Origin of the sequence: Neoaquamicrobium sediminum, assembly GCF_013240295.1 — a bacterium.
Classification (GTDB): domain Bacteria; phylum Pseudomonadota; class Alphaproteobacteria; order Rhizobiales; family Rhizobiaceae; genus Aerobium; species Aerobium sediminum.
Genome location: NZ_JABETK010000002.1, coordinates 365,595 through 379,420 on the forward strand (window position 1 = coordinate 365,595; position 13,826 = coordinate 379,420).

Here is a 13,826-nt window from a genome sequence, read left to right on the forward strand (position 1 = left end):
CTATTCGCGCTGATCGAGTTCGAAGTCGGTCAGCGCGCGGCGAATCTCGTTAGTCGAACGGCCCTGCGCCAGCAGCGCGGCGGCAAGCCGGCCGTTCAGCGCCAACAGGTGCCGTCGCGGATCGGCCGCCTGCGCGTAGACGTGCTGCGGATCGAAACCTGCGCTACGCAGGCGTCGCACATAATAGAGCTGGCTGAAGAATGGCACGACACGGTCTTCCGGGTCCGAGATCACGTAGATCTGCGGCTTCGGATCGGTGGCGATCCGGTCGATCTCGTCCACCGGATCGTAGAAGTTGCGCGAATCGTAAAGCAGCCGGCCGGGCAGGGAGCGCCGCCGCTCCCAGAACCTCGATACCTGCTTCACGGATACGAGGCCGGAACTCATCACGGCAGCCGAGATGTCAGTTCGCCGGTTGAGCAGCCCGGCGACGATCTGCGCGCCAGCCGAATGGCCGCTCAGGATGAACGAGGAGACGTTGTAGCGTTCCTTGATCATGTCGACGGCCCGGTTCATCAGCGCGATCTCGCGCGGATGGCGGCGCATGTTGTGGTCGCCGGAAGAACCGTAGATGCCCGGTCGCGCAATATAGATCGTGGGTCGCCCCGCTAGCGTCGACCACTCGGCCATGTCCGACGCGATGGAGGCTGGCGAGCGCTCGATATACGACCCGGTGATGAACCGCACGCCGCGCGTGTTGCGCAACATGACATCCCCGGCGAAATAGATGAGCACGCTGCGATTGCCGCCCTCGGCCAGCCCGTGGGGATAATATCTGATGCAGTCGCCGCGCCCTTCATGTTCGATCCAGAGCCCGTTTGGAACCTGTGCGCAGTGCTCAGGAGAGCTGAAACTGCCGTTCAGCGCCTCGAAAGGGCTAAAGTGCTCGTCGCCCGTGGGCACCGCAAGCTCCTGCGGCTGCGGCAGTTCGAACGGACCGAGCCGCGGCGCATCGGCATGCGCGGCCTGCGAAGCGCCCTGCACCGACAAGGCCAGCAGCAGCCAGCGCACCAGATGCCAGCTCAGTGTGTGACCGTCTCCGCTCATCGCACAACCATGCGCTTTACTTGTCTCTCCATGTGCAGAGCCATCCATCTGGAAGCTCCGGACGCAAGGCCGCACTCGCCCGGCGTCGCGACATGGTTAGCGAAACGATAATCCGCACCACGAAAAACGCCGCCGAGGTGAGCGAGGAACTGTCTATCGTCGTAAGGCTGGGGCAGATCCGGGTTTTAGGCGAGAAGTGGCGCGCGATTATGATCTGCGTCGCGAATATGGCGATCCCGGCAGGATTCGAACCTGCGACCATCGGCTTAGAAGGCCGGTGCTCTATCCAGCTGAGCTACGGGACCGTCGCTGCGCCTTGGTCGGCCGCGAGATCAGGGCGCGTCAGTGTGTCCAGGGCGTTTTGCGGTCATAGCGGAAATTCTCCGCGTAGGAAATCTGCCGCCGGCGCGTTTCCTTGGGTTCCTGGACCCGGTAGGCAAGCCCGTTCTTCTTGGCGTAGGCGATGGCCTCTTCCAGCGTGGGGAAGGTGAGGCGGATCTGGCTCTTCATGTCGCCGGAGGAGGTGTAGCCCATCAGCGGGTCGATCTTGCGCGGCTGCTCGGGATCGAATTCGAGAACCCAGTGGCCGGTCTTCGCCTTGCCGGACTGCATGGCGGTCTTCGCCGGGCTGTAGATGCGCGCTGACATGTGAGCCTCGTTCCTTGCCTGTGCCGGCCTGCCGGTGGTCGGAGCGGCAGGATTCGAACCTGCGACCCTCTGGTCCCAAACCAGATGCGCTACCAGGCTGCGCTACGCTCCGTGGCCGGTCAAGACCGCTGGTTCCCATAAGTTTTCGTCGGCGGCGAGGCAAGCCTTTATTTTGCCACCGGCCTTCATGTCGCTGCGCGAACGGCTTCAGCCGGCCGCCGCCGCAAGCCCTCGCGCCAGGTCCGCCTTGATGTCTTCCGGGTTTTCGAGGCCAATCTGCAGCCGGATGACCGGCCCCTGATAATCGCCCTTGGCAACGGTCCGGTCGCCCAGAAACACGTGTACGGCAAGGCTTTCATAGCCGCCCCACGAATAACCGAGGCCGAAAATCTCCAGGGCGTCGAGGAAGGCATGCGCCTCGCGTTCGCCGCCGCCCGACAGCACAATGGAGAAGATGCCGCTGGCGCCGGAAAAGTCACGCTTCCAGATGTCATGGCCCGGAAAGCTCTCGAGCCCCGGATGCAGCACGCGCGCCACGCCTTGCTGGCCCTCCAGCCAGCGCGCGACGTCGAGCGCGTTTTCCTCGTGCCGCTCCAGCCGCACACCCATGGTGCGCAGGCCGCGCAGGACCTGGTAGACGTCGTCGGGCGCCGCGCAGCAGCCCATCGTGAAATGCGTTTCCTGCAGCCGCTTCCAGCAGGCCTCGTTCGCCGAGACGGTTCCGAGCAGCACGTCCGAATGGCCTGCGGGGTATTTCGTCGCCGCATGGATGGAAATGTCGACGCCGTGGTCGAGCGGACGGAAATAGAGCGGCGTGGCCCAGGTGTTGTCCATCATCACCACCGCGCCGCGCGCCTTGGCTTCCCGGGCGATCGCAGGGATGTCCTGCATCTCGAACGTGTTCGAGCCGGGCGATTCGGTGAAGACCACCTTCGTGTTGGGTTTCATCAGCGCGGTGATTCCGGCGCCCACCAGCGGGTCGTAATAGTCGACCTCGACGCCCAGCCGTTTCAGCATCGTGTCTGCGAAGTTGCGTGTCGGGTGATAGACCGAATCGACGATCAGCACGTGGTCGCCTGCTGACAGGAACGCCAGCAGCGGTATCGTCACAGCCGCGAGGCCGGACGGCACCAGGATCGTGCCTGAGGAACCTTCGAGCGTGTCGATAGCGGAGCTCAGCGCATCGGTCGTCGGCGTGCCGCGCGTACCGTAGGTATATTTCTGGTTGCGCGCCGCCATGGTCGCGGCGTCGGGGAAGAGCACGGTGGATGCATGGACGACGGGCGGGTTCACGAAACCGAAGAACTCGCGTGGATCGTTACCGATATGGGCAAGCCTGGTGTGGATGCCCTTGTTCGCGTAGTCGCCCTTGCTCATGAAAACCTCGCCTCTTGCTGCAGGCCTGAACGCATATCGGTTGCCCTGCGAACCTGCAACCGCCACAGCGGCACTGCCCGGTGGGGCACATTCGCAAGCGCTTGATTTGCCATGGATTGCGGCAGGCGCAGCCCATAAAACGCGCAGTGCTGCCTGTGCGGTCACCAATTAGGCGGCGTGTTTCATTCGCACTTGACCGGCGCTGAATAATGGCCTTCGATGCCGGTCGTGAGTGGGAGGTGGAGCACGCGCGTCTGCAACGATGCCGAGTTCCGGTCAGGGGCCGGGACGGAATGCTGCTTCCGTACGGAATGAACAGGGGCGAAGACCCCGAAACAGAAAAGGGTATGTGGGCATGAAAAAGCTAGTAACGGGTATTCTCGGCTCGGCCGCGCTGGTGTTTACGGCTTCGGCTGGCTGGGGCGCGACGCTCGACGATGTGAAGGAACGCGGCACGCTGCGCTGCGGTGTGCATACCGGTCTTGCCGGTTTCGCGGCTCCCAACGACCAGGGTGAATGGTCGGGTTTTGACTATGATATGTGCCGCGCCATCGCGGCGGCCATCTTCGGCGATCCAAGCAAGGTCGAGGCGGTTCCCACCAACGCCACCGAGCGCTTCCCTGCGCTGCAGTCGGGCGAGATCGACGTTCTCTCGCGCAACACGACGTGGACGCTCAGCCGCGACACGTCGCTGGGCTTCAACTTCACGGGCGTCAACTACTATGACGGCCAGGGCTTCATGATCAACTCGACGAAGCTGCCGGGCATCAACTCGGCGCTGCAGCTTTCGGGCGCCGCGATCTGTGTGCAGACGGGCACGACGACCGAACTCAACCTGGCCGATTACTTCGCGGCCAACAACATGGATTACAACCCGGTTGTCTTCCAGGGCTTCGACGAGACCAACGCAGCCTACGAGGCCGGCCGTTGCGATGCCTACACCACCGATCAGTCCGGTCTCTATGCGCTTCGCCTGACGCTCGCCAACCCTGACGAGCATGTCGTGCTGCCCGAGATCATCTCCAAGGAGCCGCTCGGACCTGCCGTTCGCCATGGCGACGACCAGTGGTTCGACATCGTCAAGTGGACGCTCTTCGCGATGATCCAGGCCGAGGAACTCGGCATCACCCAGGCCAATGTCGAGGAGATGAAGGGTTCGGATAACCCGGAAATCCGCCGCATACTCGGCCAGGAGGATGACTCCTCCATCGGAACGGTGCTCGGCCTCGAGAACGACTGGGTCGTCAAGATCGTGTCGGGCGTCGGCAACTACGGCGAGGTCTTCGAGCGCAACATCGGCCAGGAAAGCCCGCTCAAGATCGCACGTGGTCTGAACCAGCTCTGGACAAAGGGCGGCATCCAGTACGCTCCGCCGATCCGCTGATCGAGATACTGCTCCGGAAGGCTCCAGCAGCCTTCCGGAGTGGTCGGCATCACTGAATCGGGAAGGAGGGGGCATGGCTTCCCCGACGAGCGTTCATGACCGCGCACCTGCGCGCGCGTCCCTGCTTTACGATCCCCGCGTGCGCGGCATCGTCGTCCAGGTTGTGGTCGCGATCGCGCTGGTCCTCATCGTCTACTGGATCATCGGCAACACGACCGAGAACCTGCAGCGCGCCAACATCGCATCGGGTTTCGACTTTCTAGGCCGCCGCAGCGGTTTCGACATCAGCCAGACCCTGATCGACTATTCGGCCAACTCGACTTTCGGCCGCGCGATCCTGGTCGGCCTGGCCAACACCATCCTCGTTGCCGTCATCGGCATCGTCACCGCAACGATCATCGGCTTTCTCATCGGCGTCGGGCGGCTGTCTCGAAACTGGCTGATCTCAAAGATCTGCACGGTTTACGTCGAGGTGTTCCGCAACATTCCGCCGCTGCTGGTGATCTTCTTCTGGTATCTCGGCGTGCTCGCCGTGCTGCCCGGCGCGCGCGAAAGCCTTGACCTGCCGCTGGGCACCTATCTCAACAATCGCGGCTTCTACATGCCGATGCCGATCTGGGGGAGGGGGCGTGGCTGATCCCCGTGGCGTTCGTGATCGCCATCGCGATGTCCTTCTTCGTGGCGCGCAAAGCGCACCAGCGGCAGATGGCGACCGGCCAGCGCTTCCCCGTATTGTGGACGTCGCTCGCGCTGATCGTCGGTCTTCCGCTGCTTGCCTTCGCGGCAACGGGATTTCCGCTGACGTTCGACATGCCGGAACAGGGATCGTTCAACCTTGTCGGTGGCTTCTCGATCAAGCCGGAGTTCCTTTCGCTTTATCTGGCATTGTCCTTCTACACGGCCTCCTTCATCGCCGAGATTGTCCGTGCCGGCATTCTCGGTGTAAGCAAGGGACAGACGGAAGCAGCCCACGCGCTTGGCATCCGCCCCGGCCCGACATTGCGTCTGGTCATCATTCCGCAGGCCATGCGCATCGTCATTCCGCCGCTGACCAGCCAATATCTCAACCTGACCAAGAATTCGTCGCTCGCCGTCTTCATCGGCTACCCCGATCTCATCCAGACCGGGCAGACGACGATGAACCAGACCGGTCAGGCGATCGAGGTGGTGGCGATCTGGATGCTGATCTATCTGGGCCTGAGCCTGTCGACGTCGACGTTCATGAACTGGTTCAACGCCAAGATGGCGCTGGTCGAGCGATAGGAGAGATTGATGCAACAGGAAGATCTCTCCTTCGTCCGAACCGAGCTGGAGCCCGAACGACCGGCTCCAGCCCGCGAGCGCGGTATCGCCCGGTGGCTGCGGATAAACTTGTTCGCGACGCCGCTCGATTCGGTCCTCACCGTGCTGGGCGTGCTGTTGATCGTGTACTTCGTTCCACCGATGATCCGCTGGGCGTTCATCGACGCGGTTTGGAGCGGGCCGGATCGCTCGGTCTGCGCAACGGTCGCGCAGGGCGGCATCCAGCCCGAAGGCTGGTCGGGCGCCTGCTGGGCGTTCGTCAACGCCAAATTCGAACAGTTCATGTACGGCCGCTACACGGTCTCCGAGCGCTGGCGGGTCAATCTGACCGCCGTGATGTTCGTTGCCTTGCTGGTGCCGCTGCTGATCCCGCGCGTGCCGCACAAGTTTCTCAACGCGGTGGCCTTTTTCATCGTCTTCCCCATCATCGCCTTCATCCTTCTGGTGGGCGGCTGGTTTGGCCTCGATTACGTGGCGACGAGCCTGTGGGGAGGCATGCTGGTGACGATGGTGCTGTCCTTCGTCGGCATTTCGGTGTCGCTGCCGCTGGGCATCCTGCTCGCGCTGGGGCGTCGTTCCAGGATGCCTGTGGTCAAGATGCTGTGCGTCGCCTTCATCGAGACTGTGCGTGGCGTGCCGCTGGTGACGGTGCTGTTCATGGCGAGCGTGATGCTGCCGCTGTTCCTGCCCGCCGGCATGACCTTTGACCGCTTCCTTCGGGCATTGGTGGGTGTCGCGCTCTTCGCATCGGCCTACATGGCCGAGGTGGTGCGTGGCGGCCTCCAGGCAATTCCCAAGGGGCAATATGAGGGCGCGGATCGCTCGGTCTCAGCTACTGGCAGTCGATGGGATTGATCGTCCTGCCGCAGGCGCTGAAGCTGGTCATTCCGGGCATCGTCAACACCTTCATCGGCCTCTTCAAGGACACCAGCCTCGTTTACATCATCGGCATGTTCGACCTGCTCGGGATCGTCCGTCAGAATTTCGCCGATGCGAACTGGATTTCGGCGCAGACGCCCATGTCGGGCCTGATCTTCGCCGGGTTCATATTCTGGATATTCTGCTTCGGCATGTCGCGCTATTCCATCTACATGGAACGCCGGCTGGATACGGGCCACCGACGGTAGGGCGGAAGAATAACAACAGGCCAAAGCGCCAAAAAGGGGAATGATATGGCCACTGAAAACGCAGTCGCCGCGGACCAGATCGCAATCGACCGATCGCGGATGCAGATTTCGGACACCGAGGTCGCCATCGAGATTGAGGGCATGCACAAATGGTACGGCGATTTTCACGTTCTCAAGGACATCAACCTCAAAGTCATGCGTGGCGAGCGGATTGTCGTTTGCGGCCCCTCTGGCTCCGGCAAGTCGACGATGATCCGCTGCATCAACCGTCTTGAGGAGCACCAGCAGGGACGCATCGTCGTCGACGGTATCGAACTGACCAACGATCTCAAGAAGATCGATGAGGTCCGCCGCGAGGTCGGCATGGTCTTCCAGCACTTCAACCTGTTTCCGCATCTGACCATCCTGGAGAACTGTACGCTGGCGCCGATATGGGTCCGCAAGATCCCCAAGAAGCAGGCGGAGGAAACCGCCATGCACTTCCTCGAGCGGGTGAAGATTCCCGAGCAGGCCAACAAATATCCGGGCCAGCTCTCCGGCGGTCAGCAGCAGCGTGTCGCCATCGCGCGGTCGCTGTGCATGAACCCCCGCATCATGCTGTTCGATGAGCCGACCTCCGCGCTCGATCCGGAGATGATCAAGGAAGTGCTGGAGACGATGGTGGGCCTCGCCGAAGAAGGCATGACCATGATCTGCGTCACCCACGAGATGGGCTTTGCCCGCCAGGTGGCGAACCGCGTGATCTTCATGGATCAGGGCCAGATCGTGGAGCAGAACACGCCCGAGGAATTCTTCGACAACCCGCAACACGAGCGCACCAAGCTGTTCCTCAGCCAGATCCTGCACTGAGACGCCCGGCATTTCCTTGAGCCGCGCGACGGGAATGATACGCCGTGCGGCTCTTGCTTTAGCGGTCTTGGCTGCACTTGCCGCCGTGGCAGCACTTCTGGGCGCGGCGCTGCCGCGTCCGTTCCTTGCGGCCGAGAGCGAACAGGACGCGGGGCCGCTGAGGCGTATCCTGATATTTGCCAATCCAATTCATACCGATATTGCGCTGCCGCCGGATCCGGATGTGCTGGCCAGCTTTGCGTTTCTGCGTGAAGACGGCTTGCCGATCGACGATCCCGTGGTCGGATGGATCGCGTTCGGCTGGGGTGGGCGTTCCTTCTATCTGGAGACCCCGACCTGGGCCGAATTGAAGCCCGGCCCCGCATTCCGGGCTCTGACGCTGGACAGGGCCGTCATGCATGTGGCGCTGGCAGGCGAAGTCGACCCGGCGCAGGCTGGCGTTCTTGCGCTCGACCTCACGCCTGCGCAATTCCAGCGGCTTGTGGATAATGTCCTTGCCAGTTTCACGCGGAATGCCGAAGGCGCCGTCGTTCCGATCGAGGGGCGTTCCTACGGTCCCTACGATCGTTTCTACGAAGCAAACGGCTGGTTCAACGCGCTCGTGGGATGCAATGTCTGGACGGCTTCGACATTGCGCTCCGCGGGCTGCGCACCGGGTGGTGGAATCCGCTGCCTTTGAGCCTGCTCTGGTCCGTCGAAACCTACAATCCGGTCTGAGAAGGCTGGTTTGTTTCAAGGCTCGCCGATATCGCAGCCGTAAAGCCAGTCGAAGTCGGCGGCGAGCGTTTCCGGTTTGCGCAGCGCGAGCACCCGGTCGCGTACAAAGGCGACCGGACCGGACGCATGCCATGTGAAGCGGTTGAACGCGCCACGCGCCGCGACGCGCTTGACCCGCTTGCGCCGCGCGTGTTCGTAAAGCGACAGCGCAGCCGCCAGACTGGTGGGTTCGCAGGCAAGTGCCGCAGCCAGCGCGACCGCGTCCTCTATCGCCATTGCGGCCCCCTGTGCGGCGTAGGGGCTCATGGCGTGTGCAGCGTCGCCGATCAGCGCGATGCCTTCCTTAGCCGTCCAGGCGCCGTCCGGCGGCACTTCGTGGATCGGCCAGGTCGTCCAGTGGTCTGCTGCCTGCACCAGTTGTTGAAGGGCAGGGAGGCGCCGCCCATTGCCGCTACCAGCATCGACAGGTCAGCCGTGTTGGACCATCTGCGCGTCAACTCCGGCGCGCGCGTCACGGCAACCAGGTTGATCGCCTCACCGGCGCGAACGGGATAAGCGACCAGGTGAAAGCCGGCGTGCAGCCATGCGGTGACGCGGTCGTTCGGCGGCAGTGCCGCATCCGTTCCGCTCCCCGCCTGCGCGGACGGCAACATCGCGCGCCAGGCAACATATCCCGAATAGCGGCTTTGCCGCCCATGCCCGCCCAGTTCGCGCAATGTCGACCATACGCCGTCGGCGCCAACTGCGAGTTTGCAGCCAAACTCCTCGATCCGTCCGTCGCGGTCGACCGAGAGCGTGACCCCATAGTCATGGAACGCGGCGTCGCGCACGGTCGCGCCGGTCGCCAGGTCAATCTCGGGCTGCCGTTTCACCGTGGCAAGAAGCGCGCTCTGCAGGTCGGCGCGATGGACTGTCAGATAGGGCGCCCCCAGCGGCGCACCGCCTTCTCGCCAAGAGGGACGGACGCGAGCCGGCCAAGCGTTCGCGCACTGCGGATTTCCACGGCCTCGGCGCGCACCGCGATCGGTTTCAGGATCGAAAGAACGCCCAGCCTGTCGAGCAGGCGCGTCGCGTTTGGTGAAAGCTGCAGTCCGGCGCCGACTTCTTCCAGCCGGTCGGAGCGTTCGAAAAGCCTGACCTGAAAACCACGCTGTGCGAGCGCCAGCGCTGCCGTCAGGCCCGCAATGCCAGCCCCGGCAATCGCGATCGGCCCGGCGCGGAGGTCCACTTCAGGCTCAGGCGGCCTGCGGATGGTAGAGCGCGCCGGCGGGCGAGGTCTCGGTGGCCTTCAGCTTCGCATTGTAGCGATAAAGCGTCGAGCAGTACGGGCAGACCTTTTCGGCGTCGTCGCCCATGTCGAGGAAGACATGCGGATGGTCGAAGGGCGGATTGGCGCCCACGCACATGAATTCCTTCACGCCGATCTCGATCGCGGCGTGACCTGCGTCGTTCTGGAAATGCGGTATCGCGTGGCCGGCCATCGGAAGCTCCCGGATGCTGCAAACTCGAAGCGGATTGCCTGCGTTTGCAGCATAAACCCGGTCTTTGCAAGTCGATGATATGAAACTGTCGCAAAAGCCTGTCACGAGGTAGATTGGCGGCTTGTCGCCTGGCAAACCTTTGGGGCACTGAGGAGATCATGAACGAACTGAGACCGGCAACGAGTGAATTTACCGGCGAGATGCAGGCGCTGGCGGCCGCGCCCGACGGCAATCCGGACCGGTTCGTGAACCGCGAATTTTCCTGGCTCCAGTTCAATCGCCGCGTGCTCGACGAATCGCAGAACCCCTGCCATCCGCTTCTGGAGCGCGTGCGCTTCCTGTCGATCTCGGCGACCAATCTCGACGAGTTCTTCATGGTGCGCGTCGCTGGTCTGGCCGGCCAGATCCGCGAGGGGATTGCCATAAAGAGCCCGGATGGACGCACGCCCGAACAGCAGCTCGAACTGCTGCTGCTGGAGGTAAGCCGCCTCCAGGAAGACCAGCAGCAGAGCTATTCGCTGCTGACCGGTCTGATGCGCAAGGAAGGGATCGAGATCGTCCGCGCCACCGCGCTCGTAAAGGACGAGAAGGCGTGGCTGGACGAGCATTTCATGGAGGCGATCTTCCCGGTGCTGACACCGCTGTCGATCGACCCGGCACATCCGTTTCCGTTCATTCCCAATCTCGGTTTCTCGATCGCGCTGAACCTGCGCCACCGCAGACAGGCTGAGGAGATGACGGCGCTGCTGCGCCTGCCCGTAGCCCTGCGCCGCTTCATCCGGCTGCCGGACCGCAAGAGCACGGTGCGCTACATCGCGCTGGAAGACGTCGTCGGCATGTTTATCGGCAAGCTCTTCCCCGGCTACGAGGTGAAGGGTTCGGGCACATTCCGCATCATCCGCGACTCCGACATCGAGGTCGAGGAGGAGGCCGAGGATCTCGTGCGCCTGTTCGAAAGCGCGCTGAAGCGCCGCCGCCGCGGCCAGGTCATTCGCATCGAATTCGATGACGAGATGCCGGAAGGCCTGCGCGATTTCGTTGCCAGCGAGCTTGGCGTCGGTTCGTCGCGCATCAGCGTCCTGAAGGGGCCGCTGGCGGTCAACCAGATTTCCGAGATCGTGGCTCTCCCGCGCGACGATCTCAAGTTCACGCCCTACAATCCGCGCTTCCCCGAGCGCATCCGCGAGCATGGCGGCGATTGCTTCGCCGCGATCCGCGAGAAGGACATTGTCGTGCACCACCCCTATGAGAGCTTCGACGTGGTGGTGCAGTTCCTGCGTCAGGCCGCGCTGGACCCGGAGGTCGTCGCCATCAAGCAGACGCTCTACCGCACCTCCAACGACAGCCCGATCGTGCGCGCCTTGATCGACGCGGCAGAAAGCGGCAAGTCGGTGACGGCGCTGGTCGAGCTCAAGGCGCGTTTCGACGAGGAAGCCAACATCCGCTGGGCGCGCGATCTCGAGCGCGCCGGCGTGCAGGTCGTCTTCGGCTTCATCGAGTTGAAGACGCATTCGAAGATGTCGCTCGTGGTTCGCCGCGAAGACGGCAAGCTGCGCAACTACGTGCATCTGGGCACGGGCAACTACCACCCGATCACCGCGCGCATCTACACCGACCTGTCCTATTTCACGTCCGATCCGGTGATCGCGCGTGACGTTGCGCAGGTTTTCAACTTCATCACCGGCTACGCGGAGCCCGCCAACGAGATGCATCTCGCCATCTCGCCGCTGACGCTGCGAAACCGCATCCTCGAGCACATCCGTGCGGAGAAGGAGTTCGTCGCTGCGGGCAAGCCTGCACAAATCTGGATGAAGATGAACTCGCTGGTCGACCCGACCATTATCGACGCGCTCTACGATGCAAGCCGCGCCGGCGTGGAGATCGACCTCGTGGTGCGCGGCATCTGCTGCCTTCGTCCGCAGGTGCCGGGGCTGTCGGAAAACATCCGCGTCAAGTCGATCGTCGGCCGCTTCCTGGAACACAGCCGCATCTACTGTTTCGGCAATGGTCACGGGCTGCCGTCAGACGATGCGATCGTCTACATCAGCTCCGCGGATCTGATGCCCCGCAACCTTGATCGCCGCGTCGAAACGCTGGTGCCGATCACCAACGGGACTGTGCATGAACAGGTGCTGGGCCAGATCATGCTCGGAAACATCATGGACAACCAGCAAAGTTTCGAAGTATTGGCGGACGGTACCTCGCGGCGGATGACGCCCGAGGAGGGAGAGGAACCGTTCAACGCGCAGGAATATTTCATGACGAATCCCAGCCTGTCCGGTCGAGGTGACGCCCTGAAATCCCATGCGCCGAAGCGCATTGCGCAACACAAGCGCCGCAAGAAGGCCAACACAGCCGAGACTGCATGATTCATACATCCCAGGGCCGGCTGCAAGATCGCCAGCCACTGTCGATCATCGACATCGGGTCGAACTCGATCCGTCTCGTCGTCTATGAGGGTGTTGCGCGTTCGCCGACCGTGCTCTTCAACGAGAAGATGCTGGCGGGATTGGGGCGCGGCATCGTAACGACCGGCAAGCTCGACCCTGAAGCCGTTCGCCGCGCTGTGGACGAGTTCAGGCGCTTCCGGGCGCTATCCGAGCAGGCAGGTTCCGAGTATCTGCACGTGATCGCCACGGCCGCCGCCCGCGAGGCTGAAAACGGCATGGATTTCATCCATCGCGCGGAAGAAATCCTCGGCGCTGAGATTCGCGTGCTTTCAGGCCGTGAAGAAGCCCACTATTCGGCCCTCGGCGTCATCTCCGGCTTCCACAAGGTGGATGGCATCGCCGGCGACCTTGGCGGCGGCAGCCTCGAGCTCGTCGACGTGAAGGGCGAGACGATCGGCGACGGCATCACCCTGCCGCTCGGCGGCCTGCGATTGCAGGACATGGCCAAGGGTGCGCCGGACGCGGCGGCCCGCATCGCCCGGCGCGAGCTCAAGCGTGCCAGTCTGCTTGCGGGCGGCGAAGGCCGCACCTTCTACTGCGTCGGCGGCACATGGCGAAACCTCGCCCGCCTTCACATGAACGCCACCGGCTATCCGCTCAACGTGATGCATCACTATGAGTTCGACGTCGAAGGTTCCGGTGCCTTCCTGAAGCAGGTTGCCAGCGGCGACATCGGCAAGATGAAGGGCATCGAGCGCATTTCCAAGTCGCGACGGGCGCTGCTGCCTTACGGCGCCACCGTGCTGCAGGAAATCATTACGGCGATGAAGCCGAAAAACATCGTCGTCTCGGCGCTGGGTGTTCGCGAGGGCTATCTCTATTCGCTGCTGGAGGAAGAGGATCGCCGCCGCGACGCGCTGCTTTCGGCAGCCGAGGAACTTGCGGTCCTGCGCGCCCGCTCCGTCACCCATGCGCGCGAGCTGGCGGCGTGGACGGGCGAGGCGTTCGAGGTTTTCGGGCTGGAGGAAAGCGAGGAGGACGCGCGCTACCGGCAGGCGGCCTGCCTGCTCGCCGACATCGGTTGGCGCGCGCATCCGGAATATCGTGGCACGCAGTCGCTCAACATCATCGCGCACGCATCCTTCATCGGTGTCGACCATCCGGGCCGCGCTTTCATCGGCCTCACCAGCCTGTTCCGGCATGAAGGCATCTATGAGGATGCGGTCTCGCCGACGATGCAGGCGCTTGCGGGCGCGCGCCACGTGGAGCGGGCACGCATCCTCGGCGCGCTCCTGCGGGTGGTCTATCTGTTCTCGGCATCCATGCCAGGCCTCATGCCGCGGCTCAAATGGCGCAAGGGCGAGGGCGACAGCCTCACGCTCGTAGTGCCTGCCTCGCATGCCGGCCTGCTGGGCGAGCGCCCAGAGGGACGCATGGCCCAGCTTTCAAAGGTGCTCGGCAGGCCGATGGACATCGCCGTCGGCGAGTGATCGGGCGGCTGGCC

11 protein-coding genes, 2 tRNA genes and 3 pseudogenes are annotated in these 13,826 nt (G+C 63.3%); 7 read left to right on the forward strand and 9 right to left on the reverse strand.

Annotation, left to right across the window (positions count from 1 at the left end; all coding sequences use genetic code 11):
* The 5 genes from HK436_RS13555 to HK436_RS13575 all read right to left on the reverse strand — a co-directional run bounded on the left by HK436_RS13555 (position 1) and on the right by HK436_RS13575 (position 3,072).
* Positions 1 to 1,047 carry an alpha/beta hydrolase gene (locus tag HK436_RS13555; RefSeq protein WP_173190546.1) on the reverse strand — a complete coding sequence of 349 codons (1,047 nt, stop codon included), beginning with the start codon at positions 1,045 to 1,047 and terminating at the stop codon, positions 1 to 3.
* 228 nt (positions 1,048 to 1,275) lie between these two features.
* Positions 1,276 to 1,352 (reverse strand) — tRNA-Arg (locus HK436_RS13560).
* Between the two features lie 37 nt (positions 1,353 to 1,389).
* Positions 1,390 to 1,695, reverse strand: coding sequence for an ETC complex I subunit (locus HK436_RS13565; protein ID WP_173190548.1), 306 nt, complete (start codon positions 1,693 to 1,695; stop codon positions 1,390 to 1,392).
* Positions 1,696 to 1,730: 35 nt separating this feature from the next.
* Positions 1,731 to 1,807 (reverse strand) — tRNA-Pro (locus HK436_RS13570).
* Between the two features lie 95 nt (positions 1,808 to 1,902).
* Complete coding sequence (locus HK436_RS13575) at positions 1,903 to 3,072, reverse strand: cystathionine beta-lyase (RefSeq protein WP_173190550.1); 1,170 nt, start codon at positions 3,070 to 3,072, stop codon at positions 1,903 to 1,905.
* Positions 3,073 to 3,427: 355 nt separating this feature from the next.
* Between HK436_RS13575 and HK436_RS13580 the strand changes: the two genes are divergently transcribed.
* The 5 genes and pseudogenes from HK436_RS13580 (at position 3,428) to HK436_RS13600 (ending at position 8,451) form a co-directional block, all read left to right on the forward strand.
* The gene (locus tag HK436_RS13580) at positions 3,428 to 4,456 is read left to right on the forward strand and encodes an amino acid ABC transporter substrate-binding protein (protein ID WP_173190552.1); all 1,029 of its coding nucleotides are present in this window, start codon (positions 3,428 to 3,430) and stop codon (positions 4,454 to 4,456) included.
* Between the two features lie 73 nt (positions 4,457 to 4,529).
* Positions 4,530 to 5,719: pseudogene (locus tag HK436_RS13585) on the forward strand (amino acid ABC transporter permease).
* 9 nt (positions 5,720 to 5,728) lie between these two features.
* Positions 5,729 to 6,885 (forward strand): annotated as a pseudogene (locus HK436_RS13590) (amino acid ABC transporter permease).
* 45 nt (positions 6,886 to 6,930) lie between these two features.
* A complete protein-coding gene (locus HK436_RS13595; RefSeq protein WP_280515678.1) occupies positions 6,931 to 7,734 on the forward strand; it encodes an amino acid ABC transporter ATP-binding protein in 804 nt (267 codons plus the stop codon).
* 34 nt (positions 7,735 to 7,768) lie between these two features.
* Positions 7,769 to 8,451 (forward strand): annotated as a pseudogene (locus HK436_RS13600) (TIGR02117 family protein).
* A gap of 15 nt (positions 8,452 to 8,466) precedes the next feature.
* Here the strand turns inward: HK436_RS13600 and HK436_RS32980 are convergent.
* The 4 genes from HK436_RS32980 to HK436_RS13620 are packed head-to-tail and all read right to left on the reverse strand — an operon-like array spanning position 8,467 to position 9,932.
* A complete protein-coding gene (locus tag HK436_RS32980) occupies positions 8,467 to 8,823 on the reverse strand; it encodes an FAD-dependent monooxygenase (protein WP_312860601.1) in 357 nt (118 codons plus the stop codon).
* The gene (locus tag HK436_RS32985; protein WP_173190554.1) at positions 8,778 to 9,323 is read right to left on the reverse strand and encodes a Rossmann-fold NAD(P)-binding domain-containing protein; all 546 of its coding nucleotides are present in this window, start codon (positions 9,321 to 9,323) and stop codon (positions 8,778 to 8,780) included. Before HK436_RS32985 ends, HK436_RS32980 begins: the two co-directional genes overlap by 46 nt.
* A gap of 41 nt (positions 9,324 to 9,364) precedes the next feature.
* Positions 9,365 to 9,679 (reverse strand): FAD-dependent oxidoreductase, encoded by a 315-nt coding sequence (locus HK436_RS32990; RefSeq protein WP_173190556.1) that lies wholly within the window; start codon positions 9,677 to 9,679, stop codon positions 9,365 to 9,367.
* A gap of 7 nt (positions 9,680 to 9,686) precedes the next feature.
* On the reverse strand, positions 9,687 to 9,932 hold the full coding sequence (locus HK436_RS13620; protein ID WP_173190558.1) for a zinc-finger domain-containing protein: 246 nt from the start codon (positions 9,930 to 9,932) through the stop codon (positions 9,687 to 9,689).
* A gap of 158 nt (positions 9,933 to 10,090) precedes the next feature.
* Here HK436_RS13620 and HK436_RS13625 point away from each other — a divergent pair, with 158 nt between their 5' ends.
* Both HK436_RS13625 and ppx read left to right on the forward strand, forming a co-directional pair.
* A complete protein-coding gene (locus HK436_RS13625) occupies positions 10,091 to 12,301 on the forward strand; it encodes an RNA degradosome polyphosphate kinase (protein WP_173190560.1) in 2,211 nt (736 codons plus the stop codon).
* Positions 12,298 to 13,812, forward strand: coding sequence for an exopolyphosphatase (ppx, locus tag HK436_RS13630; protein ID WP_173190562.1), 1,515 nt, complete (start codon positions 12,298 to 12,300; stop codon positions 13,810 to 13,812). Before HK436_RS13625 ends, ppx begins: the two co-directional genes overlap by 4 nt.
* Positions 13,813 to 13,826 lie beyond the last annotated feature (14 nt).

Bases quoted from the DNA above. Each gene is read 5' to 3' on its own strand.
- HK436_RS13575 (WP_173190550.1), bottom strand. From the start codon at position 3,072: ATGAGCAAGGGCGACTACGCGAACAAGGGCATCCACACCAGGCTTGCC.
- HK436_RS13620 (WP_173190558.1), bottom strand. From the start codon at position 9,932: ATGGCCGGCCACGCGATACCGCATTTCCAGAACGACGCAGGTCACGCC.
- HK436_RS13565 (WP_173190548.1), bottom strand. From the start codon at position 1,695: ATGTCAGCGCGCATCTACAGCCCGGCGAAGACCGCCATGCAGTCCGGC.
- HK436_RS13580 (WP_173190552.1), top strand. From the start codon at position 3,428: ATGAAAAAGCTAGTAACGGGTATTCTCGGCTCGGCCGCGCTGGTGTTT.
- HK436_RS13555 (WP_173190546.1), bottom strand. From the start codon at position 1,047: ATGAGCGGAGACGGTCACACACTGAGCTGGCATCTGGTGCGCTGGCTG.
- ppx (WP_173190562.1), top strand. From the start codon at position 12,298: ATGATTCATACATCCCAGGGCCGGCTGCAAGATCGCCAGCCACTGTCG.
- HK436_RS13625 (WP_173190560.1), top strand. From the start codon at position 10,091: ATGAACGAACTGAGACCGGCAACGAGTGAATTTACCGGCGAGATGCAG.
- HK436_RS13595 (WP_280515678.1), top strand. From the start codon at position 6,931: ATGGCCACTGAAAACGCAGTCGCCGCGGACCAGATCGCAATCGACCGA.